This is a genomic window from Microvirga pudoricolor (genome assembly GCF_016892705.1).
In the GTDB taxonomy this organism is placed as follows: Bacteria; Pseudomonadota; Alphaproteobacteria; order Rhizobiales; family Beijerinckiaceae; genus Microvirga; species Microvirga pudoricolor.
Genome location: NZ_JAFEMB010000001.1, coordinates 662,501 through 688,735, shown reverse-complemented (window position 1 = coordinate 688,735; position 26,235 = coordinate 662,501). Strand labels below are relative to the sequence as shown.

Here is a 26,235-nt window from a genome sequence, read left to right as displayed (position 1 = left end):
ACGATAACGAAAGCAGGAGGAGAGGATGCGCTACACAAGACGGGCAATTGGAACGGGACTGGCGGCGGCCATCTCGCTCTTGGCGTTTTCGACCGGCATGGCTATGGCCAAGACCAAAGTGACGTTCTTCTACCCGGTCCAGGTCGGAGGCCCACTAACGCAGGTCATCGATGGGTACGTGGCGAAGTTCGAGGCCGCCAACCCCGATATCGACGTCGAACCGGTCTATTCCGGCAACTATCTCGACACGACCACCAAGGCGCTCACCGCCGCCAAGAGCGGCACGCCGCCAACCGTGGCCGTCCTGCTCGCCACTGACATCTACACCCTCATCGATGAGGAAGTCGTCGAGCCACTGGATGGCTACATCAAGACGGACGCGGACAAAGCCTGGGTTGCGGGCTTCATGCCGGCCTTTTTGAAAAGCGCGCAGGTCGAAGGAAAGCTCTGGTCGGCGCCCTTCCAGCGTTCGACGGCCGTGCTTTACTGGAACAAGAAAGCGTTCGCCGAAGCGGGCCTCGATCCGGAGAAGTATCCAACGACCTGGGACGAGATGGTGCGCTACGGTCAGGCCGTCACGAAGAAGGATGCATCGGGTCAGGCAACCCGTTGGGGAGTGGGCATCCCCGGCAACGTCGGCTCCTCCCAATGGCTGTTCGGTGCTCTCGTCGCCCAGAACGGAGGAAAGCTCTTCAAGGAAGACGGCACCGAAACTTATCTGACCGACCCCAAGGTCGTCGAGGCTCTTCAGTTCTGGGTGGATCTCAGCAAGAAGTACGGAATCCATCCGCCCGGAATCCAGGAATGGGGCACCACGCCGTCGGATTTCCTGGAAGGACGGATCGCAATGATCTGGACGACGACCGGGAACCTCTCCAACATCCGCAAGAACGCGAAGTTCGACTTCGGTGTCGCACCATATCCCGGGAAGGTCGCTCCTGCTTCCGTTCTGGGGGGCGGCAATCTGTACATCTTCTCGAAGGCCAGTCAGGCCGAGAAGGATGCCGCGTTCAAGTTCATCAAGTATATCACCTCGGACGATGTGCAGGCCGACTGGGCCATTCAGACCGGATACGTCGCACCGCGTGACGGATCCTGGGCGACGGCAGCGATGAAGGCCTACGTGACGGACCTTCCTGCGGCGGATGTCGCCCGCAAGCAGATTCCGGTCTCCGTGCCTGAATTCTCGACCTACGAGAATGCACGAACCACGAAGATCCTCAACGATGCCCTCGCGGCTGCCCTGACGGGAACCAAGACGTCCGAGAAGGCTCTCGCGGATGCCCAGGCGGATATCGACCGTATCCTTCGGCCTTATCGTCAGAAGTAGTCGTCATAGCTCCCTCGGGATGGGCAGAGAAGGAAACTGGCGATGAAAGCATCGCGCAACGCGATCTATGGGGGGCTGCTGCTTTTGCCGGCGGCAATCCTCCTATGGACCTTCACGTTCCAACCCATTCTGACGACGATCTACCACAGCTTGTTCTCAACCCCCCGGGGACGGAGGCCGGCGGTCTTCATCGGTCTTGACCATTATGAGACCATGATTGCCGACCCCGTCTTCTGGAGGGCCGTCTCTAACAACCTCGTCTATGCCCTGACGACGGTCCCGCTCTCCATGGGACTTGCCTTGGCGATGGCCCTGCTCATCAACGCCAAGATCAGAGGCCAAGCGCTCGTTCGCATGGCATATTTCACGCCAACGGTTTTACCGATGGTGGCGATTGCCAATATCTGGCTCTTCTTCTACGCGCCGGATTATGGCCTGATCGACCAACTTCTTCGACCCTTCGGACTGTCGGGCAACAACTGGCTCGGCAATCCCGAGACGGCGCTTCCCGCCCTGATCGTCATCACGATCTGGAAAGAGGCCGGCTTCTTCATGATCTTTTATCTGGCCGCGCTCCAGCAGATCTCTCCATCGCTTCTCGAGGCTGCGGACCTCGAAGGGGCAAGCCCGTGGCAACGCTTCCGGAGAGTCGTCTTCCCGCTTCTGATGCCCACAACCCTGTTCGTTTCCATCAACGCCGTCATCGGAGCATTCCGCCTCGTCGATCATGTGGTTGCCATGACGAAGGGTGGGCCCGACAACGCCACAACGCTTCTTTTGTTCTACATCTACCAGGTGGGCTTCAGTTTCTGGGACACTGGATATGCGGCGGCCCTGACGGTTGTACTGCTCGCCGTCCTGATGCTCATCGCGCTGTACCAATTCGGGTATGCCGACAAGAGGATCCATTACAGATGAGTACGATCAGGCATGGCAGTGGGTTCGCGGTGCTGACCAACATCTCAGCATGGGTTCTGGCCATACTTTGGGTTTCACCTTTGATCTATGCGCTTTGGACCGCGTTTCATCCAGCCGCATATGCCGCGCGATTCGACCTTGGAGCGCCGTGGACTTTGGAAAATTTCGAGCGTGTCTGGCACGCCGCCCCATTTGCCACTTACTTCCTCAATACGTTCCTCCTGGTCACCCTGATCCTGGTCTGCCAGCTCGTCATATGCACGTTGGCAGCTTATGCCTTCACGGCGTTCCCATTTCGGGGATCGAATGTCCTCTTCATGATCGTCCTACTGCAGCTCATGATCATGCCAGAGGTCTTGCTGGTCGAGAACTATAAAACTCTCGGACAACTGGGACTCCTCGATACCATTCTCGGTATGGGCATGCCGTATCTCGCGTCGGCCTTCGGAATCTTCCTGCTCCGTCAGACCTTCAAGAGCATTCCAAAGGAGTTCGAGGAGGCGGCCCGCTTGGAAGGAGCGAACCCTTTCCAGATTTTGATGCGGATATTCATGCCGGTCGCCAAACCGACATACATCGCCTATGGCCTCGTCACGGTGAGCTATCACTGGAACAACTTTCTGTGGCCTTTGGTCGTGACCAATTCAGTCGACACACGCCCGATTACAGTCGGCTTGCAAGTGTTCGCCACTGTGGAACAAGGTGTCGACTGGAGCCTTGTCACCGCTGCCACGCTGCTGTCGGTTGCTCCTCTCCTCATCGCGTTTCTGCTGTTTCAGAGACAGTTCGTTCAAAGCTTCATGCGAGCCGGCATCCGTTAGCCTGACTCTTCTGGGATCATTCATGCTCATCGCACACATCTCCGATTTTCATGTCTTCTCTCGGGCGCCCGAAACGTCACTGGTGCGCCCAGATGCCGCCGGTGCGGCGAGAAAAGTTGTCGCGGACATCGCGGCTTTTCGACCCCGGATCGATGCTGTCATGCTCACGGGTGATCTGACCGACGGCGGATCGACGGAAGACTACGCGCTACTGCGCGACATCCTGAGTCCTCTATCGATGCCGGTCTTCGTCGTGCCGGGTAACCATGACAAACGCCCCACGCTGAGGGCCGCCTTTGCGGGTTCGATTCCTTTCGACGACGCTGAATTCCTACATTACGAGGCCGAAGTCGGCGGTCTCAGGATTCTGGCCCTGGACACCTTCGTCGAGGGCGCGGTCGAGGGTCGTTTATGCCGGAGGCGCCTGGAGTGGATCGAAGAGCGTCTCGCCAGGCATGATCGCAGCCCGCTGACGATCATCATGCACCACCCGCCATTTCCCACGGGGATCACGGAGTTGGACCATATGGGCTTGGTCGAAGGGGCAGATGAATTCGGCCGCTTCGTCGCGGCGCAGGCAGGACCTGTGCGCATTCTATGTGGCCATGTCCATCGACCTGTTCATGGCGTCTGGAACAACGCCTTTGTCGCCATCGCCGGGAGCCCGGCATTCCAAATCGAGCTTGAACTCGATCCCGCTGCTCCTGAGCCTGGTCCTCTTGAGGAGCCTTACGCCTACTTCATTCATCACCTTGGCGAAGGCGGCGAATTTTCTGTCCACACTCGATATGTCCGGATCTGACCCATGAGCCATTCTTCCTCTGAAATCTCGAATGCGATCGAGAACGTTGCCCGACGGGCGGGAGAGATCGCGCTCAGACATTTTCACGACCTCGGCAACGTCCCGGTGGAGTCGAAAGGCCATCTCGATCTGGTCACGGCAGCGGACCAAGAGGTCGAACGGTTCATCGTGGGCGAGTTGAGACGACTCTTCCCCGAAGATGGCATCGTTGGCGAGGAGGGAAGCAGCGTCTCCTCCAAGAACGGGCGCGTCTGGGTGTTCGATCCGATCGACGGAACATTCAATTTCGTGCGTGGGGGGGATCAGTGGGCGGTGTCCATTGGGCTTTTCCACGATGGAGCGCCGGAATTCGGTGTAATCCACGCTCCTGTTCGCCAGCAGACATACTTGGGAGGGCCTCACTATCGTCCGACATTGAATGGAGAGAGGTTGGAACCGCTCCGGCCATTGAATGCCGCTCGTGCATCGTCCGGGGTCGGCTTTCATCCCATCGTGCCGGTCGATGATCGCCTCGAAGTGCTTCGCTTCCTGATCAGCGACGCTGGCATGACGTTCCGTTGCTGCGGCGCTGCCACGATTTCGTTGATGGAAATCGTCTCGGGACAGGTCGACGGGTACGTCGGAATCGGAGAATCGCCATGGGACGTCATGGCGGCGCTTGCGATCCTCGCTCCGCTCGGAGGCGTGAGCACAATCGACTGGTCGAAGGCCTCGATGTCCTCAAAGCTCAAATTCGCTTGCGGGGGACCTGGATTTCTCCATGCCGTCGAGCCGATCGTCCCAATGGGCACGACATTTCCTCATCCGGAGCGATAGGGCTCCGGGACGTGGGGCGCGACGGCGTCCGGGCTCATCGGCTCGTCAAGGACATCGCCGCATCGCCATAGCGCTTGCCGGCGAATTTCTCGGGTGCCAGCAACTCACCGAGCGTCTCAATCTCTTCCCTCGAAAGTACGAGATCCGCAGCAGCGACGTTCTGCTCGAGATGCGCGATCTTCCGGGCTCCGGGGATGGGGACGATGAAATCCCCCTGACTCAGGACCCAGGCAAGCGCGAGCTGCGCAGCCGTAAGCCCCTTGCCCCTCGCCATCTCCTCCAGCACTTTCACCAGGGACGCATTGGCTGCCATGTTCTCGGGGGTGAAGCGCGGAAGCGTGCGCCGGAAATCCTCGGGTCCGAAATCATCTGACTTTTGGATCTTGCCGGTCAGGAACCCGCGGCCGAGCGGACTGAAGGGCACGAACCCGATGCCAAGTTCGCGGCAGGTGTTGAAGATGTCGCCCTCCGGGTCGCGGGTCCAGAGAGAATATTCACTCTGAAGAGCGGTAATCGGATGAACGGCGTGGGCCCGGCGGATCGGATCGGCGCCTGCTTCGGACAAACCGAGCGCACGCACTTTTCCTTCCTTCACAAGGTCCGCCATGGCGCCGACCGTCTCCTCGATCGGCACCTGCGGATCGATCCGATGCTGGTAGAGCAGGTCGATCACCTCCACGCCGAGCCGCTTCAGCGATGCCTCCGCCACTTCGCGAACGTGCTCGGGCCGGCTATCGAGGCCGGACATGGCACTCGCGCCCTTCCGGCTTTCGTCGATCCTGAATCCGAACTTGGTGGCGATCACCACCTTGTCGCGGTAGGGTTTCAAGGCCTTGCCGACCAGTTCCTCATTCTCGAACGGGCCGTAGACTTCTGCGGTATCGAAGAGGGTGACACCGAGTTCGACAGCCCGGTGAAGCGTTCGGATGGATTCCTTCTCATCCTGGCCACCATAGGCGTGACTCATGCCCATGCAGCCGAGCCCGACTGCTGAAACGTGGAGGTCAGGCCCGAGTTTGCGAGACTTCATCGGTGTTTCCTTGTGTCGGCCCATCGTAGGAAAGACGACGATTCGAGGCCATATCGGATGTTGAGGACGGTCCCAAAAGAGGGCGGGTAATGCAAAACCCATCCGTTTTCCGCCATGAACTCTCTTGCCGCCATGAACTCCCTTGTCGGATTCCACTTTACGCCAGCGAGGCCTTTTTCGTTCCAGGTTCGCTTGGCGTGGATGCCGCATTCGTGGGTTCGGCGAGGGACAGGGTCGTGGCGGCCAGCATGATGGTCATGCCCAGCACCTCACTCCAGCCGAAGGGCTCGTTTGCGTAAAGGATGCCGACAGAGACGGCGATGATCGGGCTGATGAAGGAGTAGAGGCCGGCCCGGAAGGGTCCCCAATCCCTGACGAGCCAGAGGAAAATCGAAAAAGCCACCAGCGACCCGCCGATGACCAGCACACCGAGACCCAGAAGCGCGCGACCGTCGGCAAGCGCGGCGAAGCGGGCAGGCTCGTAGCCTTCCACCAGAAGGGAAATCGGGATGAGGCCGACTGCACCGATCAGGCTTTCCCAAAATGCCAGGGCGACGGGATGGAGCGATTGCGTGAGGGGACGGCTGATGACCGAACCCCAAGCATAGGACACGGTGCCGACCGCGACCGCGCCCAAACCTATGGCCGCCGTCCAGCCGTCCTGGGCGGCCCCGGCCCGGTTCATGAAGAGAAGCACCAAACCCATGACGCCGAGTGCGATCGAGCCGATGCGCCGCCTCGTGATCCGTTCTTGGCCGTAGGCAGCCCCGATGATGACGAGAAAGATGGGCAGGAGAGCCAGATTGACAGTGGCGGATATGCCGGTCGGGGCTCGCGCGACTCCCCAGAACAGGAAACTGTAGCAACCCGTCGTAATCAATAGGGCTGCGGCGCTCACCCGGCCCCAATCCCGGGTGCGTAGCGAGATGCCCCGTGCCAGCGCCAGCGCCAGAAAGCAGCCACTCGCCAAGGTGAAACGCACGGCCGCGAGAAAGATTGGCGGAACGGCTTCCGATGCGAGTTTCATCGGAAGCCATGTCAGGCCCCAAATGAGCGCCATGAGGGCAAAGGCCGCGAGGCGGCTCATGCGTGGGGCTCACCTGGAATCATCGGATGCTCTGAAGAAGCCTCTCATCCGCGCATCTTGGCAGCAAAACCGGCCGCCAGCTAGATAAGGTTCCACAAGTCGGCGTTCTGCTTCAGAGCCTCCAGCGCCGGGTTAGGAGCTGGAGCAGGCGCCCCGTCGGTGTAGACGATCCTGCCGCCGACCTTCACCTCGATCCGCTCCACCCGCGTGACGCTGAGGTCGAGGGACGAGAAGACGTAGGTGCTGCCGGGCGCGTTATCGATCACGTCGCCGAAGCCGCGAAGCTCCGCCTTGAAATTGGCCGAGTCGAACTGCCGTTTTGACACCGTGAGCTGCAGGGTGTCGATGCCGGAATTGCCGTTGATCATGTCGAAGCCGTTGCCGAGACCGTCATTGGTGAACAGGAAGGTGTCGTGGCCCGCTCCACCCAGGATGGTATCGCCGCCGGCCCCGCCGATGATGAGATCGCTGCCAGCCTCGCCGATGATCGTATCCGCGCCGTTGTTGCCGGCGATGAAGTCCGAGCCTGACTTGCCGCGGATAAAATCGTCGCCGCCGCCGCCGGACAGCAGGTCATTGCCGGATCCGCCTCCGACCGTGTCGTTGCCGGCTCCTCCAAACAGCGCATCATCGCCCCCCAGCCCGGAGACAAGGTCGGCGCCACGGCCCGATAGAACGAGATCCACACCGTTGGAACCATTCACGGCGTCGCCCGCATTGCCGCGCAGTACGACCTGGTCGGCCTTCAGCGTCGCCTCGGCAAACGCCGCGATGATCTTGTGGACCGTTTCGGTCGGGTGTAGCGGATCGAAGAAGGCGACTTGGCTGGCGCTCGCCTGCGACGTCACGCCGGTCGAGACCAGATTGTCTCCCACCTTCGTATAGAGCGGGGTCTCAAGAACCTTCAGGCCGAACGTTTCCCGGTCGACACGGATCTCGGCCTCGAGCCGGTTGAGGTCAACGAGAGTCGCGCCGATAAGCGAAGAGGCTTGGGTCACGACCGAGGCAATACCCTGGTTCGTGGCCGCGATGAGATCGTCCGAGGCCTCGCGCTGGGCGGGGGTCAGGGAGCGGCTGGCGGGAGCGTCGGTGATGTTGGGAAGCGTGAAGAGGATGACATGGCCGACGCCCGCCCGTGCGAGATCCGACACGGCCTCGCTGATGCTGCCGACGATCCGGTTGACCAGATCGGCACCTTGCGCGGGTGTGGCCGGACGCTCGTTCAGGAAGTCGTTGCTGCCGATGAGGATGGACGCCGCCGTGCCAAGCGCGACGCTGCCGCCGCCGCCGAAGAACGGGTTGCCGCCCGGCAGATAGGCGTCCACCTGAGCCGACAGGTTGATGAGCTTCTGAGCCGGGTTGTCTCCCGATTCCGTCGAAGCCTCCGCGCCGCCGAGCGCGACGTTGTCAGCCACGATGCCCAACTTCCGGGACAGGACTTCGGCATAGGTCGGCCCGTTGGAAAAGCGTCCGTCAAAATAGGGCGGGTCGGGGCGGACGGGCTCGGGAAGGTTGCCGTCATCCGTCAGGCTGTCCCCAAAGAAGGCGAGACGTTGGAAATCGATTGCCATGAGACACTCCGCTCAAGGCAGCAACCTGCCCACATGGCAGGGCTTGCTGCACAAACCTATGGCCTACCTTGTCTTTACGTAAGGGAAGTCAACGGCGCGGAAGCTGAGGAGGGCGAGCAGTCGAAAAGATATTTTTTGGAACCATATGGGCTCAGCTTAAAGACTATGCAATTCGTCCGTCCCCATGAGGGTCAAACCCAGGTTCTTCGGACAAGCTTAGCCTTTACTGAGATCAGTATATCTTGCATTTCGCTCAAAGATGAGCCTGATATACGATGTATAGAAGCCCCACAATAACGATTGTGATTGGAATATATTCGAATAGTTTGCTTGGTGTTGAGGGTGAGAATCCGCTGTCTTTGTCCATAGTAAATGCAGCGATGCTGCCCCCTAATGTGTTATCGTCTATCGTTGGATGACATTTTTAACTTAAGGGAAGTTTCGAAGCAATGCTGTCTATTTTGTGGCGAAACCTATAATTGTACTTTGCTCTATAAGTACGTATTGTAGGCCGCAAGGGCGAGCATGCCCAAGGCCGCCAGCAGGCCGATCCACCGGAACACTTCGGCAGCGCGCCCTTGGGAAAGATCGCTTCTGGCTTCGAGCTGGAAGTCGGGCATGCGGGCTCCCTCCGCTGGTCCGCACCAGATGCTTAGTCCCAAGTCCCCGTCGTGAGAAGCAAGACCCCCGTGGGTCATCCCGCGCGGAGCGCAACGCTCAAGCGCTTGACGGCAAGGGTGGGTGTCCTATCGGGAAGGCCCCTCACATCCCCATGCGAATGTGAGGGGCCAACCGGGAGCGGAGGCCAGGGATGTCGTGGCCCCCACATGAACAATCAGCGACGGACCCGCCGCGTTCCCGGCTGCGACAAAACGTAATAGCATGGCGCAGGAAGCTTGTGCGATTATCTGGTCTGTCGACCGGCACGACAAAAGAAAAAGCCCCTCACGTGGTCGTGGGAGGGGCTTTCCAGTTGAAAGGTCATGGGGGCAGTTAGACCTTCCTGCCTACAACGGCGCGGGCTCGCGGCGGTTCCGGCCGATGGTGAGATTTTCAAGCCTTGTCATCGACCTCGGTCTCGGGGCGATCCGAGCCGCTGGCGACCTCGCTGTGCCATTGGCCCCTGGCATCCTGATACTCTATGCCTTCTGTCTCGCCCGGCACCTCCTGCTCGGCCGCCGCGCGCTTGGCGGCTTCGAGCGCTTCGTCGTGGCTGGGAAACGGCTCGGAGAAGACGTCGCCGAGCTTATAGGCCCAGCCTCCATCATGCTCGACGATTCGATACTGCACCTCAGCCATGGCGGATCTCCTGAATGGTTTCGCTTCGATGGATTGGGGCTGAACGACGGATCGGGCCACAGGGTTCCTGGGAGAACGAAGGCCATGGTCGAGGCTGCTGCCATCCACTAAGCTCCGCTCGACACCGAAAGGATCATCATGAAGGCGCGCATCAAGTTTATCGACGGCATGGCATTTCTGGGCGAGTCGGGCAGCGGTCACTCCGTCGTGATGGACGGGGCGCCGGAATATGGAGGGCGCAACATCGGGATCCGTCCGATGGAGATGCTGCTCATCGGCCTCGGCGGCTGCACCGCTTTCGACGTTGTACAAATCCTGCGACGGGGGCGCGAGCAGGTGACGGATTGCGAAATCGACGTGACGAGCGAGAGAGCGGCCACGGATCCAAAGGTCTTCACGTCGATCCATCTCAAATACCGGGTGACGGGCCGCGACCTCGCACCCGCCAAGGTGGAGCGCGCGATCGAACTGTCGAAGGAGAAATACTGCTCCGCCTCGATCATGCTCGGGGCCACGGCCACGATCACCCACGAGTGGAGCGTCGTGCAGGAAGGCGAAGCGCTGGAGAACGCCGGCGCATGACCGAGCCGTTGATCCAGGCGGAAAGTTTGAGGGCGCGTTTAAGCGATCCCATGACCTTCGTGCTCGATCTGCGAACGCCGTCAGCCTTCGAAGCCGGGCATGTTCCAGGTGCCGTGAACAGCGGTTACGAGAGCGAAGGCTGGCGCATCCAGGCCGCGGGCGGGCAGGGAATGCTCCCAGGGCCCGAGCATCTGTCGGCGCTGTTCGGTCGCCTGGGGATGAGGCCCGAGCATCATGTCGTCCTCGTGACGGCGGGCGAGGGGGCCTCGGACCTGGCGGCGGCGGCGCGGGTCTACTGGACCTTGAAGATCGCCCGGCATCGCGGCGTTTCCGTATTAGACGGCGGCTTTCGCGCCTGGTCCGAGGACGCATCGCGGCCAGTCGAGACCGGACCGTCCGAGCCACGGCCGGCAATCCGCTACCCGGTCGGCTATGACGAGAGCCTGCGCAGCGATCTCGAGGCCACAATGCGCGCCCTGGAGCAGGGTGTGGTCTTCGTCGACGCGCGCGCGCGGGCCCATTACGAGGGTCGCGACCGCGCCGGCAGCGTGAAGGCCGCAGGCCACATCCCCGGCGCCTTATCCTACGATTATGCGCACAACGTCGATCGCACGACAGCGCGTCTTCTCTCTATCGAAAAGTTGGCCGAGCGCTTCGCAGCCCTGGGCGACGGACCCGTCATCAGCTATTGCAATACCGGGCATACGGCCGCCTTGAACTGGTTCGTGCTCTCCGAAGTCCTGGGCCGCCCCCACGTGCGCCTGTTCGACGGGTCCATGTCGCAATGGACGCAGGATCCCAAGAGGCCCGTGGAGACCGGGCCGGCCGGCCCGAACGCTCTCACGTGAGCGTGGTCGTGCGGCCGGTCCGTCAGATCATGCCGCCATCCGTCACGATGTCCGACACGAGGCCCTGCCGGAGGGCTTTGGCGGTCTGCGACAGGGATACGTCCTGACGGTGCCGCGGACGCCGGCTCTCGATGCGGTGTTCGGCCACGATCCGCCCGGGCGAGCCCGACAGCACGATGACGCGGTCCGCCAGGTAAGCGGCTTCGTCGATGTCGTGAGTGACGAAGAGGATCGTCTTGCCCGTGGCCTGCCAAATCCGCACGAGTTCGTCCTGCAAGCTCTCGCGGGTGATGGCGTCGAGCGCTGAGAAAGGTTCGTCCATCAACAACACCTCCGGCTCGACCGCGAGAGCTCGGGCCAGCGAGACGCGCTGGCGCTGGCCTCCGGACAACTCATGCGGCCAACGCTGCGCCAGATGGCCCAGCCCGACGAAGTCGAGCGCGGCCTTGGCCTTGGCGTGGCGCTCGGCGCGAGGGGTATGGCGATGCTCGAGCCCGAAGGCTGCGTTCGACATCACGCGACGCCAGGGCAGCAGGCGCGAATCCTGAAAAACGAAGGCCACAGGGCGGCGATCCGGGTTCTTGGCGATGATCCGCGCGGTCCCTGAGCTGGGCTTCGCCAACCCCGTCAGCACGCGCAGCAGCGTGGATTTCCCGACGCCCGACGGCCCGACGATGGCCAGGAACTCGCCGCGCCTGACGTCGAGGGACAGGCGGTCCAGGACCGTCGTCACGTCCCCGTTCCTCTCGAAAGCGAGCGAGAGGTCCCGGATCTCGATCACGCTTTCCATCGAAGAAGCCACCCTTGGAGCGCCACGAACGCGGTATCGAGCAGACCGTAGAGCGCCGCCATGGTCAGCATGTAGACCACCACCACGTCGGTGGCGAGCAGGCTGGAGGCCTGCATCATGCGCTGCCCGAGGCCGGAGACCCCGAAGATCTCGGCAGCCACCACAGCCATCCAGGCTTGGCCCAATGCGGTACGCAAGCCCACTAGAATGCCCGGCGTTGCAGCGGGGAGCAAAATTTTCTGCAAGCGCTGCAGTCCCGAATGAAAGCCGAAGGCATCGGCGACTTCCACAAGATCCCTGTCGACAGCGCGCACCGCCCCGTGTGCTGCGAAGTAGACGATCCAGAAGACGCCGATGGCGATGATGAACACGGCAGCCGACGTGCTGACGCCGAACCAGATAATGGCGAACGGCACCCAGGCGAGGCCGGGGATCGGCCGCAACACGCGCACGATCCAGGCCGTGAAGCTCTCGGCATCCCGATACATGCCCGTAACGATCCCAAGCGCGACGCCTAGGCCCGCTCCGACGCTGAGGCCCGTCACGTAGTGGCTGAGGGAGCTGGCAACGGCGCTCGTCCATGCGCCGCTCGCAACCTCCTTGAGGAACGCGCGCGGGATGGCGCTCGGGCCCGGCAGCATGGCCGGGTTGACGAGTCCCAGGCGTGGAACGGCCTCCCACAATCCCAAGAAGACGAGGAGGCCGATGAGCGAGAGAAGCAGGGAGCGCATCAATCAGGCTTAGTTGGTTTTGCTGGCCTGTTCAAAGAAGCGCGTATCGAAGAGGCCTTCGAAGGGCAGCTCCTTGTCCAAGGAGCCGAGCTTGACCTGATAGGCCTGCATGGCGCGGGCGGGCTCCACGATGGCGCGCGGGTCGATGAGAAACTTCGTGGCAGGCGAGGCGAGTGCCTGGCGGATCGTGGCCGAGTCCACGATGCCCTTCCCGAGGGCGGCCTCGATGGGCGGAACCGCCTTGTCGGGGGTTTTTGCAAGAAGGTCGGCGGACTTCACAAGGCCGGTGACCAATGCCTGCACGGCGGCTGGATTCTTCTCCAGGAAGGCGCCTGAGACGGCCACCACGGTGCCGGGTTGGCCCGGGAACATCTCGTCGCCAAGAGCCACGAGCTTGATGCCGGGGTTGCGCCCGGTCACGATGGTCACGGCGGGCTCGCGGATCGTCGCGCCTTCGACGGCGCCCGCCAGGACGGCCTGCTGGGTGGCATCGATCCCCATGGGCACGATCTCCACGTCGGCCTTGTCCGCCTTGGCCTGCTCCCAAAGCCAGTATTGCAGGGTCGTGTTGGGAACCGAGCCCGCCGGCTGCGTCGCGAGCCGGGCGGGCTTACCCTCCGCGGCGCGGTAGGCCTTGAAGGCCGCCGCATGGGATGTCCCGGGGGTAAAATACTGGGCGAGTTTCGGCGAGGCGACGAAAACGTTCTCGGCGGTCGCGGTCGCCGCCACGACCCGCACGTCGATTCCCTTGGATCGCGCCACCGCGAGCGGCGCGACGCCCGCCACATAGATGTCGATGGTGCCGGAGGCCAGCGCCTGGATCATGTTCGGGCCCGACTCGAAGGTCGTGACGGACAGCTCCAAGCCCCCATCCTTCAGCCATCCCTCGTTCTGGGCAACGAAGAGCGGCGCCGTTCCGATGACCGGGATCACGCCGACCCGCGCCGGAATGGACGCCTTCTGGGCATAGGTGGGTGTACCGGCGGCGAGGGCTACGGCCAGTAGGCCCGCCACATTCAAAAAGCTGCGACGCTTCATTCGTATCATCTCCAAAAACAGCAGCGCTGGCCAAGCGAGAAACAGACGCTCTTGACACCATAAGGAAATAATTTTCTACCTATTGGCAAGGCTTGGCTTCGATAAAGAAAAATATTCGCATTTAATTGAGAATGGCGAATAAGAAAATCTCCCACGGAAGGTTCTGACGCAAATGGATTCTATCGACAGAAAGATCCTCCGAGCCCTGCAGGACGATGCCAACATCTCGATCGCCGAACTCGCGGACCGGGTCGGGCTCTCGCAAACCCCATGCTGGAAACGGATTCAGCGTCTCGAAGCCCAAGGGGTGATCTCGAAGCGGGTCGCACTCGTGACGCCCGAGAAGATCGGTCTCGGCCTCACCGTCTTCGTCTCCGTGGAGACCTCGGACCATTCGGGCGAGTGGCTGGAACGCTTCGCCGAATTCGTCGCCGCGATGCCTGAGGTGATGGAATTCTACCGCATGGCGGGGGACGTGGATTACATGCTGCGGGTCGTCGTGGCCGACATGGCCGCCTATGACGGGTTCTACAAACGGCTGATCGGCACGATCCCGCTGAAGAACGTCACGTCCCGCTTCGCCATGCAGCGGATCAAGTCGACAACCGCCTATGCGATTGCGGAGAGCGCGTAAGATCGACCGTCACACGGCCCCGAGTGCCTGTTCCAGGTCGGCCAGGAGGTCGGCCTGGTGTTCCAGCCCGACGGAAAGGCGGACAAGGCCATCCGGGATACCCATCTCGGCGCGCAACTCGGGGGCGAAGCGCTGGTGCGTGGTGGTGGCCGGATGGGTCACGAGGCTCTTGGCGTCGCCGAGATTGTTCGAGATGCGGATCAGCTCCAGGGCGTTCATGAAACGGAAGGCCTCGGCCTTGCCGCCCTTCACCACGAGGGCGATCAGGGTTGAGCCGCCCGTCATTTGCCGGGCGATGATGTCGGCCTGGGGGTGATCCTTGCGGCCCGGGTAGGTGAGGTAGGCCAATTTCGGATGGTCCGCCAAGGCATCCGCCAGATGGCCCGCCGTCCGCGTCTGGCGCTCGACCCTCAGAGGAAGTGTCTCGAGGCTCTTGAGCATGATCCAGGCGTTGAAGGGCGAGATCGACGGGCCCGTCATCCGCAGGAACGGCTGGACCTTGGTCTCGATGAACTCGGTCGAGGACAGGATGATGCCGCCGAGACACCGGCCCTGGCCGTCGATGTGCTTGGTGGCCGAATAGACCACGCAATCGGCTCCCAGCGCGATGGGCTTTTGGAAGAGGGGCGTGGCGAACACGTTGTCGACGGTGAGCGTCGCGCCCGCCGCGTGGGCGATTTCGGCCACCGCCGCGATGTCGATGATCTCGAGGCTGGGGTTGGACGGCGTCTCCAGCAGGAAAGCCTTGGTCTCGGGCCGGACGGCCGCGCGCCATTCATCGAGCTTGGTGCCATCCACCAGCGTGCAACCGACCCCGAAGCTCGGCAAAAAGTCCTCCACCACCCAGCGGCAGGAGCCGAAGAGCGCGCGGGCCGCCACCACATGGTCGCCTGCCTTCACCTGGCTCACCATGGCGGCCGTGACCGCCGCCATGCCGGTGGCGGTGGCGCGCGCCGCCTCGGCGCCTTCGAAGGACGCCATCCGGTCCTCGAACATCGCGATCGTGGGGTTGGAATAGCGCGTATAGCTAAAGCCCGGCTCCTCGTTGCGGAAGCGCGCCTCGGCGTTCTCGGCGGTGTCGTAGACGAAGCCCTGGGTCAGGAAGAGGGCCTCGGAGGTTTCGCCGAAGGGGGAGCGCAGGATGCCGTCATGAACGAGGCGGGTCTCGAGGTGGTGGTCGGCCATAGAATATTGTTCTCGTATCGTCCGGTAAAAAGAACAATAGTTTTGAAGAAAGGACAACCCGTTTTTTGCAGGGGGACGGCCGGTTTTTCCAACCGGCCGCTTCTGACCGACACGATCACGAATCTCAATTGCCGATGGCGACCCCCTCGCGGCGGCTGTCGGCGCCTCCGACGAAGCCGGTGGGCGTCCTGACGATGGCGTGGATCCCGGAATTCTGCTCGATGAGCTTGACCTCGTGGCCCTTGGCCTCGAGAGCGGCCTTCCAGCCCTCCGCTTCCGTACCGGCCTCGAGTTCCGTCGGACCGTTGCGGCTGCCCATATTGGGCAGGTCGGCGGCCACCTGGGGATCGAGCTTCCAGTCGAGGATGCCCACGAGGGTCTTGGCCACGTAGTTGATGATGAGGCTGCCGCCCGGCGATCCGACCACCGCGTAGAGACCGCCCGCTTCATCGAACACCATGGTGGGCGCCATGGAGCTACGCGGGCGCTTGCCGGGCTCGACCCGGTTCGCCACGGGCTTGCCGTCCTCCACGGGCGTGAAGCTGAAGTCGGTCAGCTCGTTGTTGAGCAGGAAGCCGCCCTTGGTCATCAGGCGGGATCCGAAGCCATCCTCGATGGTGGTCGTCATGGAGACCGCGTTGCCGTTGCGGTCCACGATGGAGATGTGGCTCGTGCCCTTCTCGATCCCGTCGGACGGCGCCCACAGGAAGGTCTTCTGGAACGGCGGATCGCCCGCCTTGGCCTTGCCCATGGAGGCGTCGGGCTTCACGAGGGCGGCCCGGCCCTTCAGGTAGTCCCGGTCGACCAAGCCCCGCACCGGCACCGACACGAAGGCCGGATCGGCGACGAAGAGGGCCCGGTCCGCGAAGGCGAGGCGGCCGGCTTCCGCCATCCAATGGGCGGCGTCGGGCCCCGGCTTCAGGGCTGCCATGTCCTGCGTTTCCAGAATGCCGAGGATTTGCTGGACGGCGATCTGGCCCGAACTCGGAGGTCCCATGCCGCAAACCTTGTAGGTCCGATAGGCGCCGCAGACCGGATCCCGCTCCTGCACCCTGTACGACGCGAGATCCTGCAGGGTCATGTCGCCCGGATTGGCGGTGTAGCCCGTCACGGTGGACACGATGTCTTCCGCGACCGCGCCCTCATAGAAGGCGCTCGAACCCTTGTCGGCGATGGCGCGCAAGGTCCTGGCGAAGTCCGGGCTCTTGAGCACGGTGCCCACCGCCTTCGGCTTGCCGTCCTGGTCGTAGTACTGGGCGCGGGCGAGCGGGTCGTTCTGCAGGAACTTTTCCTGCGTCAGAAGACCATTGAGGCGCGGCGAGATCGTGAAACCGTCGTCCGCCAGGCGGATCGCGGGTTCGATCACCTGTTGCCACGGTAGCTTGCCCCAGCGCTGGTGGGCCATCTCCAGGAGCTTCAGCGTCCCAGGGACTCCGACGGATCGGCCGCCCACCACGGCGTCGTAGAATTTCATGGGCTTGCCGTCCGGGCCGAGAAAGCGCTCCGGCGTCGCGGCGGCGGGCGCCGTCTCCCGCCCGTCCAAGGTGGTGAGATTCTGGCCGTCCCAGAACAGCATGAAGGCGCCGCCGCCGATGCCGGAGCTTTGAGGCTCCACGAGGTTCAGGACGAGCTGGACCGCGATGGCGGCGTCCGCCGCGCTCCCCCCGGCCGCGAGGATCTCGCGACCCGCCTGCGCCGCGAGGGGGTTGGCGGCCGCCACCATGTCCCGTGCGGCCATCCCCGGTCCTTTCGCCGTTCGTCCCGTCTGCGCTTCGGGCGCGGGCGCCAGCATGACCTGAGCGAGGCCAGGGCCTGCCTGCAGCGTGAGGGCCGCGAGGGCGAGCCCCGCCGGGGCAAAACCACGCGGGGCAAGAAATTTTTGAATGGTCGAACGATCCCGAGCGCTCATCGTGCGTTCCCTTGTCTCTGGTCCGGCAGGGCTGTCGGATCTGAACCAAGCCTATCAAATCGCACGAATGCCGCCACCACCTATGGCAACCCGGGGGTTGTCATCGGGACGTTATGGATGTGTTATAGGAAAACACAAATCCGCCAAGGTGTTGCGTCAGGATGTGATTCGACTGCGAGAGGCTATCGGAGGAGGATGACGATGCGTTCCTACAACCTGTTTCGCAGCAACGAGACCGACGGCCTTGTCTGCGCCGTTCCCGAGGATCGCACCGTCCCCCATTTCGTCAGCGAGCCGTTCTGGGTGTTCGAGGGCAGGGTCGACAACACGCGCGGTCTCCCGCTGGGTTTCGACGACAAGGCCGCGGCCGCGGGTGTGCGCTTCAACGGCTACTACCTGTATTCGAATTTTCGGAGCGGCGAAGGTGCCCGCCTGCGCGCGAATCTGAACCGGAGCTGAGCTTCGACGTGTTCCACCGCATGACGCGAGGATCATCGCCGCCATCTTGACGATTGCGGCTGGGGCTCGATCGTGGCATGCCGTTCGCGCCTCCTGGCAGGTCGAATTACCCTCCCGTCCTCTGTCCCCTGTTTGGCCGTGAGCTCTGCTTTTTCTCTCATCTGGGCCGTGACGGCGGCGACGACGGCGCTGCAACTCGCCAATGGTTTGCTCCAGGCGCTGCTGCCGCTGCGCATGCAGGCCGAGGGCCTGTCGATCTCGGCCATCGGCCTCGTGGCAGCGGCCTATGGCTTGGGCTTTTCCACCGGCTGCGTGATCGCCCCGATCTTCATCCGCCATGTGGGCTACATCCGCGCCTTCGCGAGCCTCGCCGCCCTGGCGGCGGTGGTTGTGCTCGCGATGTCCCAGGCACACGCGACCTGGGCCTGGGTGGCGCTGCGCGCCTTGACGGGCATCATCCTCGCCTGCGTCTTCACGGGCACGGACAGCTGGATCAGCGCACGGGCGACGTCCAGCCACCGGGGCAGGGTGCTGTCGTTCTATACGATCTGCACCAAGGTCACGCTGATGCTGGCTCCGCTCGGGGTAGCCTTGGGGGACGTTCGCGGGGACGGGCTGTTCATGCTCGTGGGAGCGATCTTCTGCCTGTCGCTCCTGCCGATTGCGGCCACCAGCACCGAGGAGCCGCCCGCGCCCCGCAGCGTGAACATCCGCATCCGGGGCCTCTTCGCCGTTGCGCCGTCGGCCATCGTGGCCACGTTCGTGATCGGCCTCGTCAATGGGCCGGTCATGGCGATCACGCCGGTGTTCGGCACGAGCATCGGCCTCAACCTGGATCAGGCGGCGGCACTCCTCTTCGCGCTCCAGGCCGGGAGCCTCCTGCTGCAATGGCCCTTGGGCTGGGCGTCCGACCGCTTCGACCGCCGCCTCGTCATCGCTGGCCTCGCGGGAGGCGCGGGCCTGCTGTCGCTTCTGATCCTCTGGACCAGCAGCTTCGCGGCTCCGTCCGTCATCATCGTGAGCTTCGCCCTTTGGGGCGGGCTGGCTCTTTGCATCTATTCGGTCTGCGTGGCCCATGCCTGCGACCTCGTGGAGCCGGACCAGATCATCTCCACCATCAGCAGCCTTCTGTTCGCCTGGGCGGCCGGGGTGACGATCGGCCCGCTCATCGCGGCCGCCGCCATGGAGCGGCTCGGGCCGGGCGGGCTTTTCATGTACACGGCGCTGGTGATGCTGGCGCTGACCGCCTTCATCGTCGCCCGCATGGTCATCCAGACCAGGCCGGCCACGAAGGGCGGCTTCGTGGATATCGCCCCTGTCAGCCCCGCGACGTCTTCCATGAGCCCGCGGGCGGACAAGCCGAGCGATCCGGGCGAAGCCCCCAAGGAGGCGAAGGAAGGCGTCAGCGCCTAGGGTATCCTTCCGATGGGCGCCCGCAGGTTGGGCGCTAGACGGGTGAGGGCGCTAGAGCTGCACGTCCGCGTCCACGACGACCACTGACGTGACGTCCTCGTATCGGCCGAGGCGCTTGTCGATCATGCCGTCGATCTTCTCGTAGACTTCCGCTACGGAAAGCTGGCGGGTCTTCTTGCCGGCTTTCACGAAGAACAGGGACCGGTTGGCCTTCGCGGCGGCCGGGAAGGTGTTCGGCGCGCTCTGCTTGGGCTTGCCGTCCACGAGCTGGATGAACTTGCTGGCGCTGTTCACACCGAAAAAGTGGGCGAAGTAGAACTCGGAGCGGCTGATCTTGCGGCCGACGCGGCTCTCGATGATGGCGCGGTCGCGCTTCATCATCTCGGCCGCCATGAGGGCGGACAGGTAAGGGTTCTTGCGCAGGCCGAGGATATGATCGCGCATGGTCTCGTCCTCGACCGTGTAGCCCCCGGCGGCGTCGATCTTGATGGCGTCGGCTTCCGTGGTCAGGCCGTGCTGGGCGCCGAATTCGTGGACGATGTCGAGCCAGGTGCTGGACAGGAACTGAAACAGGCCGACAGCCGAGGAGGTCCCGGCCTTCACGTCCACGACGAAGCTCGATTCCTTGTCGGCCAGCGCCATCATATAGACCGGATCGACGCCTGTGGCCGTGGAAGCGCGCAGGATCGTGTCCACGATCCAGCGCGGCACCCGCCGACCGTCGAACTGGATCCAGTTGATCGACTCGAACGCGGCGCGCTCGGCTTCCACCGAAATCTCCGAGCGCCCATCGGGCGACATCTCGCGCCCGGACAGGATGATCTGGGCCTGAAGGTCCTCGATCTCCACGGGGGCTTCGGGCTCGAAGGCCGCAAGAGGATCGGGAATCGGATCGGGAGCCGGAGCGACGGGCGCTGCCTGGAGCCCAGCGGCGGGGGCCGGCAGGCTTGCGGTCCGGATCGCGTCGTCCTGGGCCTCCGCCACCAGGATGGGGGCGGGCGCGACGGCGGCGTTAACACGGATTTGCTGGCGCGGGGTGATCACGTCGCTGAGATCGATCCCGGCCGGGATGGGGAGCGCGATCCGGGGCTCCGGAGGCTTGACCGGCGCCACCACGATCGGCTCGGCCTGCGGAGTCGCGGCCGGGGCGGTGGCCGTCGTGGCGCTGGCGACGGTCAGGCACGCGCCGATCCCGAGGGTCTTGGTCAGGCGGCGGAAGCAGACCTTCTTCGGGGCCGGCTCGCGAGAGCCCTGGGGCTGGAGCCAGACGATATCGTCGGTTTGGCTGGATTCGGCAGGCGATAGGCACGCGTCGAGAGACGCCGTCGAATCGACAGTCATACGGGAAAGCCCCCAGTTGGAGCCGCGCTTCCGCTCTGGGCGGGTGGCGGTCGTTTTGTTCAAGATCCAGGGGCGGTGTTGCCTCCGGATATGACCAGAATGGGTCAGCTTGGCCGTGACGGGCCGAAAAGGTATCGGGGTGCGACCACCCGCCGCCCGTTGACGTAAACAGGCCAAGCTTCCGGAATCCGGGGCATTTCAGGCTTTGCGGCGGGCGCGTCCTGCGTCATGGAAGACCGAAACCGAAGCGGATCCGTACTCTTAGCCCTGCCCATGATGACCTTCGTCGCCAGCTTGTCGGTCACGCTCCTCGCCATCGCGGCGGAGGCCGCGTTCGGCTATCCGAAGCGGCTGTTCGGATGGATCGGGCATCCGGTCACATGGATCGGCGGCCTGATCGGGCGGCTCGACACCGCCCTGAATCGACCTGAGCGGGAGGCGGCGGCCCGGCGACGGCGCGGCGTGGTGGCCCTGGCCATCGTCCTGATGGCGGCGGTCGGAACGGCTCTTCTGGGTCAGGCCGCGCTCGTCGGATGGCTCGGCGCCTGGGCGATCGTGCCCCTGGGTCTCGCGGCCGGCAGCCTGATCGCCCAGCGGAGCCTGCACGAGCACGTGGCGGCGGTGGCCGCCGGTCTCGACAGGAGCTTGGCGGACGGTCGGGCTGCGGTCTCGCAGATCGTGGGGCGCGACCCGCAATCCCTGGACGAGGGCGCTGTATCCCGGGCCGCTATCGAGAGCCTGGCGGAAAACTTTTCGGACGGCATCGTGGCGCCGGTCCTCTTCACGGCGCTGGGGGGGCTGCCCGGCGGGGTCTTCTACAAGGCCGTCAACACGGCCGACAGCATGATCGGCCACCGGACCCCCCGCCACGAAGCCTATGGCTGGTCGGCGGCGCGTCTCGACGACGTCGTGAACCTGCCGGCCTCCCGCCTCTCCGCTCTTCTCATCGTGGCGGCCGCTCTGCTCCTGCCGGGGTGCCGGGCCGGTGACGCCCTCCGGGCCGTGCGGCGGGACGCCCGCCATCACCGTTCTCCCAACGCGGGCTGGCCCGAATCCGCCGTGGCGGGGGCCCTCGGCCTGAGGCTCGCGGGACCGCGCACCTATGCCGGCGTCCCGGTTCACGATCACTGGATGGGCGACGGGCGCCCCGATGCGGGACCTGGAGACATTCGGCGGGCGCTGCGGCTGTACCGGACGGCCTGCCTCCTCCAGGCGGCCCTCGTCGCCGCTCTCCTGCTGGTCGTCTGGGCGCTTACCCGAGGGAGCCCATGAGACGCCGGTTTCCGGTCCCGGCAATCGTTGCCGCTCTCGCTATGGTCCTGGCCGGCGCGCTGGCCGCCGGGCCGGCGACGGCGCAGGATCGTCCCCGTCGCATCGTGTCCCTCAACCTCTGCGCCGACCAGCTGCTCCTGGCCCTGGCCGACCGGGATGCGATCGCGTCCCTGAGCCCGCTCTCCACCGATCCGTCCCTGTCCTTTCTGGCGCGCCGCGTCGCGGGCCTGGACGTGAACGGCGGCAAAGGCGAGACGATCCTGTTCAGCGGAGCCGACCTCGTGCTCGCGGGCAGCTTCGGCCAGGGGGCCCGCACGGCTCTCCTGCGCCGCCAGGGTCTGGAGGTCTTGGCTCTTGAGCCCTGGCGCAGCATCGAGCATGGCCGAGGTCAGATCCGGGCCCTGGCGGCCCGCCTCGGCCATCCCAGCCGGGGCGAGGCCCTGATCTCCTCCATAGACGCGGCGCTGGCGCGCACGAAGGACATCGTGCCCGGCGCGCCCTCCATTCTGATCTATTACCGGCGCGGCTACGTGCCGGCCGCGGATTCGCTCACCGGCGAGCTGCTGCGACACATGGGGTTCAGGCTGCATCAGGACGCCCTCGGATTGCCACGGGGCGGGGTCACGCGCCTGGAGACGGTCGTCCGGACACCGCCGGATTACATGCTCGTGGACGAGGCGTCCGGGCGGGCGATGGACAACGGCTCGGCCCTGCTGGTTCACCCCGCCCTGGCCGAGGCCGTTCCTCCCGAACGCCGCCTCGCGATCCCCGGCAACCTGACGATCTGCGGCGGGCCGTCGATCCCCGAGGCGCTGGAGGCCCTGGCCCGGGAGGCGAGGGCGAAAGTCCGCTAGGCCTCTGGACCGCCCCGAGCGATCCGCAGGAGGCCCTCGATATCGAGATGCCGGCCGAGATGCGCCGCCAGATCGTCGAGCGTTCGGTCGACCGCATCCTCATAGCGCAGCGACCGGAAAGAAGCCGTGGGCTTCACTTCATTCAGAAAGGCCGCCCGGAACGCGTCGGACGAGAACAGGCCATGGAGATAGGTGCCGACGATCCGACCGTCGGGGGATGCCGCGCCCTCGGGCTGGCCGTCCCGGACGAACGGAGCGCGCCGTGTATCCTCGCCGTCGGTTCGCCCGAGATGGATCTCGTAAGCCGCCACGGGCAGGCCGCTCGCGCCATGCCGGGCCGAGACGGGCCGCACGGTCTTGTCCCGCGACAGGACCGTCTCCACGGCGAGCAAACCCAGTCCCTCCATGGCTCCGGCCGGACCTTCGATGCCGTCGGGATCGGCGATCCGGCGCCCCAGCATCTGGTAGCCGCCGCACAGCCCCAGCACCCTCCCGCCGCGCCGGACATGGGCTTTGATGTCGATGTCCCAGCCCTGCGCCTTCAGGAAGGCGAGGTCCGCCATCGTGGATTTCGAGCCCGGCAGGATGATGAGATCGGCATCCCCGGGCAGGGCCGTGCCGCCCGGCACCATGGCGAGCGCGATGGCCGGATCGAGCTTCAGGGGGTCGAGGTCGTCGAAATTGGCGATCCGGGGCAGGATCGGAACCGCCACCTTCAAGGCCGCGCCGTCGTTGGCCTTCGAGGCGATGTCCAGGGCGTCCTCGGCCGGAAGCCGATGCGCGTCGCCGAACCAGGGAGCGATTCCGAGCGACGGCCAGCCCGTCAGGCCCGTGATGGTGTCGAGGCCCTCGCGGAACAGCGCCGGGTCACCCCGAAACTTATTGACCAGGAAGCCCCACACCATCGCCCGGTCCCCGGGCGACAGGACCGCATGGGTTCCGACCAGGCTCGCGATCACGCCGCCCCGGTCGATGTCGCCCGCCAGGACCACGGGAACGCCCGCCGCGGTGGCGAACCCCATATTGGCGATGTCGCCGCCCCGCAGATTGGTCTCCGCGGGGCTGCCCGCGCCCTCGACCACGATCAGGTCGGCTCCTTGCCCGAGCCGGGCGAAGCTGTCGAGCACATAGGGCATCAGGGAGGCGCGTTCGCGATAGGCGCGCGCGTCGAGCTGCCCATGGCGCTTGCCCTGGACGATGACCTGCGAGCGCCGGTCGCTTTCGGGCTTCAGGAGAACCGGGTTCATGTGAACGCTGGCATCCACCCGCGCGGCGCGGGCCTGGAGGGCTTGGGCCCGGCCGATCTCGCCGCCTTCCACGGCGGCGGCGTTGTTGGACATGTTCTGTGGCTTGAACGGCCTCACCTTCAGGCCGCGATCCGCGAAAAGGCGGCACAGGCCCGCCACCAGAAGCGACTTGCCCACGTTCGACCCCGTGCCCTGGATCATGACGGCCGCCGTCCGGGGCATCAGGCCAGAGCCATGTCGAGGGCAGGAGAGGGCTTGAGCAGGACCGGGCAGCCGGCCGCCACGAACACCACCCGGTCGCAAACCTGCGCGAGGTCCTGGTTCAGCCGGCCTTGAGCGTCCCGGAACGCCCGTCCCAGGGGCGTGTCCGGCACGAGGCCGTGCCCGACCTCGTTCGAGACCAGGATCAGCGGCCCCCGGGCGGCCCTCACGGCCCTCCGCAGGCCCCCGCCGGCTTCGCCCGGATCCCGGTCGGCCAGGAGGGTGTTCGACAGCCACAGGGTCAGGCAATCCACCAGAACGACGCGTCCCGGTCCCGTCTCCTGTGCGATCGCCTCGGCGAGGTCCAGGGGCGCCTCGCGGGTGCGCCAGCGGGCATCCCGGTCGGCCCGGTGCCGCGCGATCCGGTCGCGCATCTCGTCATCGAAGGCCTGGGCCGTGGCGATATAGACCTTTTCGCCTTCATTGGCCTCGGCGGCGTCCTGGGCGAAGCGGCTCTTGCCCGAGCGCGCGCCGCCGAGGACGAGCAGGCGCCGGGGTGGGGCGGGGGGCGGGGACGGCATGATGGCAGGATCTTTGCGTTGGCAACGTCGGGCGGGCTACAGGGACAGCCGCTCGAGCGGCATCTCCATCCGGATCACGAGCCCGTCCGGGTTCCAGTCCCGCTCCAGGGACCCGCCGAGCTGGCCCGAGACCGTGCGTCCGGACAGCATGCTGCCGAAACCCTCGAAGGAGGGCTGCTCCGGTATCGGCGGCCCGCCGGTTTCCGCCCAGGTGATGCGTACCTGCTCGCCATCGAGGGCCCATGTGACCGCAAGCGCGCCGTTCTGCTCCGACAGGGAGCCGTACTTCGCCGCGTTGGTGGTCAGTTCGTGCAGGACGAGGGCGAGGCTTGTCAGAGCGTTGGGGCCGAGGCGGACATCGGCGCCTTCCAGGACGATGCGATGCTCGCCCTCCTGCCGGTACGGCGCCACGATGGCTTCCACGAGGCCGGCCAGCCAGCCCTGCGAGCCGCCCGCCGCAACCGGTGCCGGGCGTACGAGCTCGTGTGCCCGCGAGAGGGCTCCAAGGCGGCCCCTCAGCGCGGCGGCCATCTCCTTGGGGTCCCTGGCGGTGCGCGCCGTCATGGAGACGAGACCGCTGGCGATGGCGAAAAGGTTCTTCACCCGGTGGTTCAGCTCGCTCGTCAGGAGCTGGTGGGCCTCCTTGGTGGCCCGGCGCTCGGTGACGTCGCTGCACACCCCCGACAGGCGCAGGGCCCGGCGCTCCCCGCTCTCGGCGCGCTGGACCCGCCCGCTCGACCGGATCCAGCGGATGCCCCCGCCGGGCAGGGTGATCCGGTACTCGGCCGTGTAGCAATCGCCGGTCTCGGGGGACAGAACCGACGCGATATAGGCCCGCAGCGATTCCTGGTCTTCGGGATGAACCGAGGTGAAGGATTTCTCGAAAGGGACGCTTCTGAGGCCGTCCGGGGCCATGCCGAAAAGCGTGCAGGCCCTCTCGTCCCAGCTCACCATGCCGGTCTCGACATCGTAGTCCCAGGTGCCGAGGCCAGCCGCCTCCAGGGCGAGCCGGTGCTGATCGTCGAGACGGCGAAGGGCATCCTCCGCCCGCTTCTGGCCGCTGATATCCGTGCAGGTGCCGATCCACCGCACGACCCGGCCGCTCCCGTTCCGGACCGGCAGGGCCCGTCCCAGGAACCAGGCATACGCGCCGTCCGCACCCTTGATCCGGTACTCGTTTTCGTAAGGGGCACCCGCCGCCAAAGCCTCGGCGAAGAGCCTCTGGGCCTCTTCGCGATCCTCCGGATGGAAAGCCTGGGTCCATTCCCGGCCCAGGCTCTGCTCCGGGGACAGGCCGGTGAATTCGTACCATCGGCGGTTGAAATAGTCGTGCCGCCCTTCCGGATCTGCGGTCCAGACGAGCTGGGGCAGGCCATCGGCCAGCAGCGCGAACTGGATCTCGGTTTCCTTGAAGTCCACGGAGGCCCCACTTGGCACGGGCTGACGCCTTGTCGTCCAGGCCTCGTGCCGTCAAGC

At 64.8% G+C, this 26,235-nt stretch carries 26 protein-coding genes; 12 read left to right on the top strand and 14 right to left on the bottom strand.

The window, feature by feature from the left end; all coding sequences use genetic code 11:
* The first annotated feature begins 25 nt into the window (after positions 1–25).
* Genes ILT42_RS03250 through ILT42_RS03230 form a run of 5 tightly spaced genes read left to right on the top strand, consistent with a single transcriptional unit; the run spans position 26 to position 4,687 of the window.
* The gene (locus ILT42_RS03250) at positions 26–1,330 is read left to right on the top strand and encodes an ABC transporter substrate-binding protein (RefSeq protein ID WP_204213878.1); all 1,305 of its coding nucleotides are present in this window, start codon (positions 26–28) and stop codon (positions 1,328–1,330) included.
* Positions 1,331–1,372: 42 nt separating this feature from the next.
* Positions 1,373–2,248 carry a carbohydrate ABC transporter permease gene (locus ILT42_RS03245; protein ID WP_204213877.1) on the top strand — a complete coding sequence of 292 codons (876 nt, stop codon included), beginning with the start codon at positions 1,373–1,375 and terminating at the stop codon, positions 2,246–2,248.
* Entirely contained in the window at positions 2,245–3,069 is an 825-nt protein-coding gene (locus ILT42_RS03240; protein ID WP_204213876.1) for a carbohydrate ABC transporter permease, read from the top strand. The genes ILT42_RS03245 and ILT42_RS03240 overlap by 4 nt, the downstream gene beginning before the upstream one ends.
* 22 nt (positions 3,070–3,091) lie before the next feature.
* On the top strand, positions 3,092–3,871 hold the full coding sequence (locus tag ILT42_RS03235; protein ID WP_204213875.1) for a phosphodiesterase: 780 nt from the start codon (positions 3,092–3,094) through the stop codon (positions 3,869–3,871).
* Positions 3,872–3,874: 3 nt separating this feature from the next.
* Complete coding sequence (locus ILT42_RS03230) at positions 3,875–4,687, top strand: inositol monophosphatase family protein (protein ID WP_204213874.1); 813 nt, start codon at positions 3,875–3,877, stop codon at positions 4,685–4,687.
* 34 nt (positions 4,688–4,721) lie between these two features.
* On the opposite strand, the gene ILT42_RS03225 is transcribed toward ILT42_RS03230, so the two are convergent.
* From ILT42_RS03225 to ILT42_RS03210, 5 genes are all read right to left on the bottom strand, one after another.
* On the bottom strand, positions 4,722–5,717 hold the full coding sequence (locus ILT42_RS03225; RefSeq protein WP_229428442.1) for an aldo/keto reductase: 996 nt from the start codon (positions 5,715–5,717) through the stop codon (positions 4,722–4,724).
* Positions 5,718–5,874: 157 nt separating this feature from the next.
* Positions 5,875–6,804 (bottom strand): DMT family transporter, encoded by a 930-nt coding sequence (locus tag ILT42_RS03220; RefSeq protein ID WP_204213872.1) that lies wholly within the window; start codon positions 6,802–6,804, stop codon positions 5,875–5,877.
* An 80-nt stretch (positions 6,805–6,884) separates the two neighbouring features.
* Complete coding sequence (locus tag ILT42_RS03215) at positions 6,885–8,375, bottom strand: SGNH/GDSL hydrolase family protein (RefSeq protein WP_204213871.1); 1,491 nt, start codon at positions 8,373–8,375, stop codon at positions 6,885–6,887.
* 491 nt (positions 8,376–8,866) lie between these two features.
* On the bottom strand, positions 8,867–8,995 hold the full coding sequence (locus tag ILT42_RS23035; RefSeq protein ID WP_267874381.1) for a hypothetical protein: 129 nt from the start codon (positions 8,993–8,995) through the stop codon (positions 8,867–8,869).
* A 433-nt stretch (positions 8,996–9,428) separates the two neighbouring features.
* Entirely contained in the window at positions 9,429–9,674 is a 246-nt protein-coding gene (locus ILT42_RS03210; RefSeq protein ID WP_204213870.1) for a DUF2188 domain-containing protein, read from the bottom strand.
* 138 nt (positions 9,675–9,812) lie between these two features.
* Here ILT42_RS03210 and ILT42_RS03205 point away from each other — a divergent pair, with 138 nt between their 5' ends.
* Together ILT42_RS03205 and ILT42_RS03200 are read left to right on the top strand one after the other, a co-directional pair.
* Entirely contained in the window at positions 9,813–10,256 is a 444-nt protein-coding gene (locus ILT42_RS03205; RefSeq protein WP_204213869.1) for an OsmC family protein, read from the top strand.
* A complete protein-coding gene (locus ILT42_RS03200) occupies positions 10,253–11,104 on the top strand; it encodes a sulfurtransferase (RefSeq protein WP_204213868.1) in 852 nt (283 codons plus the stop codon). The genes ILT42_RS03205 and ILT42_RS03200 overlap by 4 nt, the downstream gene beginning before the upstream one ends.
* A 22-nt stretch (positions 11,105–11,126) precedes the next feature.
* Here the strand turns inward: ILT42_RS03200 and ILT42_RS03195 are convergent, their stop codons facing one another.
* The 3 genes from ILT42_RS03195 to ILT42_RS03185 are packed head-to-tail and all read right to left on the bottom strand — an operon-like array spanning position 11,127 to position 13,669.
* On the bottom strand, positions 11,127–11,894 hold the full coding sequence (locus ILT42_RS03195; protein WP_204213867.1) for an ABC transporter ATP-binding protein: 768 nt from the start codon (positions 11,892–11,894) through the stop codon (positions 11,127–11,129).
* Positions 11,882–12,625, bottom strand: a complete 744-nt coding sequence (locus tag ILT42_RS03190; protein WP_204213866.1) for an ABC transporter permease — start codon at positions 12,623–12,625, stop codon at positions 11,882–11,884. The genes ILT42_RS03195 and ILT42_RS03190 overlap by 13 nt, the downstream gene beginning before the upstream one ends.
* A gap of 9 nt (positions 12,626–12,634) precedes the next feature.
* A complete protein-coding gene (locus ILT42_RS03185; protein ID WP_324617712.1) occupies positions 12,635–13,669 on the bottom strand; it encodes an ABC transporter substrate-binding protein in 1,035 nt (344 codons plus the stop codon).
* A 166-nt stretch (positions 13,670–13,835) separates the two neighbouring features.
* On the opposite strand from ILT42_RS03185, the gene ILT42_RS03180 reads away from it, so the two are divergent.
* The gene (locus tag ILT42_RS03180; RefSeq protein WP_204213864.1) at positions 13,836–14,297 is read left to right on the top strand and encodes an Lrp/AsnC family transcriptional regulator; all 462 of its coding nucleotides are present in this window, start codon (positions 13,836–13,838) and stop codon (positions 14,295–14,297) included.
* Positions 14,298–14,306: 9 nt separating this feature from the next.
* On the opposite strand, the gene ILT42_RS03175 is transcribed toward ILT42_RS03180, so the two are convergent.
* Positions 14,307–15,482, bottom strand: coding sequence for an O-succinylhomoserine sulfhydrylase (locus ILT42_RS03175; RefSeq protein ID WP_204213863.1), 1,176 nt, complete (start codon positions 15,480–15,482; stop codon positions 14,307–14,309).
* Positions 15,483–15,606: 124 nt separating this feature from the next.
* The gene (ggt, locus tag ILT42_RS03170; RefSeq protein ID WP_204213862.1) at positions 15,607–17,391 is read right to left on the bottom strand and encodes a gamma-glutamyltransferase; all 1,785 of its coding nucleotides are present in this window, start codon (positions 17,389–17,391) and stop codon (positions 15,607–15,609) included.
* 201 nt (positions 17,392–17,592) lie between these two features.
* On the opposite strand from ggt, the gene ILT42_RS03165 reads away from it, so the two are divergent.
* Both ILT42_RS03165 and ILT42_RS03160 read left to right on the top strand, forming a co-directional pair.
* Positions 17,593–17,850, top strand: coding sequence for a hypothetical protein (locus ILT42_RS03165; protein ID WP_204213861.1), 258 nt, complete (start codon positions 17,593–17,595; stop codon positions 17,848–17,850).
* Between the two features lie 138 nt (positions 17,851–17,988).
* Positions 17,989–19,263 carry an MFS transporter gene (locus tag ILT42_RS03160; protein WP_204213860.1) on the top strand — a complete coding sequence of 425 codons (1,275 nt, stop codon included), beginning with the start codon at positions 17,989–17,991 and terminating at the stop codon, positions 19,261–19,263.
* 51 nt (positions 19,264–19,314) lie between these two features.
* On the opposite strand, the gene ILT42_RS03155 is transcribed toward ILT42_RS03160, so the two are convergent.
* The gene (locus tag ILT42_RS03155) at positions 19,315–20,604 is read right to left on the bottom strand and encodes a transglycosylase SLT domain-containing protein (RefSeq protein ID WP_204213859.1); all 1,290 of its coding nucleotides are present in this window, start codon (positions 20,602–20,604) and stop codon (positions 19,315–19,317) included.
* Between the two features lie 276 nt (positions 20,605–20,880).
* Here ILT42_RS03155 and cbiB point away from each other — a divergent pair, with 276 nt between their 5' ends.
* Together cbiB and ILT42_RS03145 are read left to right on the top strand one after the other, a co-directional pair.
* Entirely contained in the window at positions 20,881–21,876 is a 996-nt protein-coding gene (gene cbiB / locus ILT42_RS03150; RefSeq protein ID WP_229428440.1) for an adenosylcobinamide-phosphate synthase CbiB, read from the top strand.
* Complete coding sequence (locus ILT42_RS03145; RefSeq protein ID WP_204213857.1) at positions 21,873–22,730, top strand: ABC transporter substrate-binding protein; 858 nt, start codon at positions 21,873–21,875, stop codon at positions 22,728–22,730. Before cbiB ends, ILT42_RS03145 begins: the two co-directional genes overlap by 4 nt.
* Here ILT42_RS03145 and ILT42_RS03140 read toward each other — a convergent pair.
* From ILT42_RS03140 to ILT42_RS23170, 3 genes are read right to left on the bottom strand one after another with little or no spacing between them, the layout of a single operon-like run.
* Positions 22,727–24,199: a cobyric acid synthase gene (locus tag ILT42_RS03140; RefSeq protein WP_204213856.1), complete on the bottom strand. Its 1,473-nt coding sequence runs from the start codon at positions 24,197–24,199 to the stop codon at positions 22,727–22,729. The two genes, ILT42_RS03145 and ILT42_RS03140, sit on opposite strands and share 4 nt — an antisense overlap.
* A complete protein-coding gene (cobU, locus tag ILT42_RS03135) occupies positions 24,199–24,759 on the bottom strand; it encodes a bifunctional adenosylcobinamide kinase/adenosylcobinamide-phosphate guanylyltransferase (protein ID WP_204213855.1) in 561 nt (186 codons plus the stop codon). Before cobU ends, ILT42_RS03140 begins: the two co-directional genes overlap by 1 nt.
* Positions 24,760–24,795: 36 nt before the next feature.
* Positions 24,796–26,196, bottom strand: a complete 1,401-nt coding sequence (locus ILT42_RS23170) for a PAS domain-containing protein (RefSeq protein ID WP_204213854.1) — start codon at positions 26,194–26,196, stop codon at positions 24,796–24,798.
* Positions 26,197–26,235 lie beyond the last annotated feature (39 nt).

What these genes read in the sequence shown, in the direction of transcription:
- ILT42_RS03250 (WP_204213878.1), top strand. Translation starts at nt 26, where the DNA reads ATGCGCTACACAAGACGGGCAATTGGAACGGGACTGGCGGCGGCCATC.
- ILT42_RS03245 (WP_204213877.1), top strand. Translation starts at nt 1,373, where the DNA reads ATGAAAGCATCGCGCAACGCGATCTATGGGGGGCTGCTGCTTTTGCCG.
- ILT42_RS03240 (WP_204213876.1), top strand. Translation starts at nt 2,245, where the DNA reads ATGAGTACGATCAGGCATGGCAGTGGGTTCGCGGTGCTGACCAACATC.
- ILT42_RS03235 (WP_204213875.1), top strand. Translation starts at nt 3,092, where the DNA reads ATGCTCATCGCACACATCTCCGATTTTCATGTCTTCTCTCGGGCGCCC.
- ILT42_RS03230 (WP_204213874.1), top strand. Translation starts at nt 3,875, where the DNA reads ATGAGCCATTCTTCCTCTGAAATCTCGAATGCGATCGAGAACGTTGCC.
- ILT42_RS03225 (WP_229428442.1), bottom strand. Translation starts at nt 5,717, where the DNA reads ATGAAGTCTCGCAAACTCGGGCCTGACCTCCACGTTTCAGCAGTCGGG.
- ILT42_RS03220 (WP_204213872.1), bottom strand. Translation starts at nt 6,804, where the DNA reads ATGAGCCGCCTCGCGGCCTTTGCCCTCATGGCGCTCATTTGGGGCCTG.
- ILT42_RS03215 (WP_204213871.1), bottom strand. Translation starts at nt 8,375, where the DNA reads ATGGCAATCGATTTCCAACGTCTCGCCTTCTTTGGGGACAGCCTGACG.
- ILT42_RS23035 (WP_267874381.1), bottom strand. Translation starts at nt 8,995, where the DNA reads ATGCCCGACTTCCAGCTCGAAGCCAGAAGCGATCTTTCCCAAGGGCGC.
- ILT42_RS03210 (WP_204213870.1), bottom strand. Translation starts at nt 9,674, where the DNA reads ATGGCTGAGGTGCAGTATCGAATCGTCGAGCATGATGGAGGCTGGGCC.
- ILT42_RS03205 (WP_204213869.1), top strand. Translation starts at nt 9,813, where the DNA reads ATGAAGGCGCGCATCAAGTTTATCGACGGCATGGCATTTCTGGGCGAG.
- ILT42_RS03200 (WP_204213868.1), top strand. Translation starts at nt 10,253, where the DNA reads ATGACCGAGCCGTTGATCCAGGCGGAAAGTTTGAGGGCGCGTTTAAGC.
- ILT42_RS03195 (WP_204213867.1), bottom strand. Translation starts at nt 11,894, where the DNA reads ATGGAAAGCGTGATCGAGATCCGGGACCTCTCGCTCGCTTTCGAGAGG.
- ILT42_RS03190 (WP_204213866.1), bottom strand. Translation starts at nt 12,625, where the DNA reads ATGCGCTCCCTGCTTCTCTCGCTCATCGGCCTCCTCGTCTTCTTGGGA.
- ILT42_RS03180 (WP_204213864.1), top strand. Translation starts at nt 13,836, where the DNA reads ATGGATTCTATCGACAGAAAGATCCTCCGAGCCCTGCAGGACGATGCC.
- ILT42_RS03175 (WP_204213863.1), bottom strand. Translation starts at nt 15,482, where the DNA reads ATGGCCGACCACCACCTCGAGACCCGCCTCGTTCATGACGGCATCCTG.
- ggt (WP_204213862.1), bottom strand. Translation starts at nt 17,391, where the DNA reads ATGAGCGCTCGGGATCGTTCGACCATTCAAAAATTTCTTGCCCCGCGT.
- ILT42_RS03165 (WP_204213861.1), top strand. Translation starts at nt 17,593, where the DNA reads ATGCGTTCCTACAACCTGTTTCGCAGCAACGAGACCGACGGCCTTGTC.
- ILT42_RS03155 (WP_204213859.1), bottom strand. Translation starts at nt 20,604, where the DNA reads ATGACTGTCGATTCGACGGCGTCTCTCGACGCGTGCCTATCGCCTGCC.
- cbiB (WP_229428440.1), top strand. Translation starts at nt 20,881, where the DNA reads ATGACCTTCGTCGCCAGCTTGTCGGTCACGCTCCTCGCCATCGCGGCG.
- ILT42_RS03145 (WP_204213857.1), top strand. Translation starts at nt 21,873, where the DNA reads ATGAGACGCCGGTTTCCGGTCCCGGCAATCGTTGCCGCTCTCGCTATG.
- ILT42_RS03140 (WP_204213856.1), bottom strand. Translation starts at nt 24,199, where the DNA reads ATGCCCCGGACGGCGGCCGTCATGATCCAGGGCACGGGGTCGAACGTG.
- cobU (WP_204213855.1), bottom strand. Translation starts at nt 24,759, where the DNA reads ATGCCGTCCCCGCCCCCCGCCCCACCCCGGCGCCTGCTCGTCCTCGGC.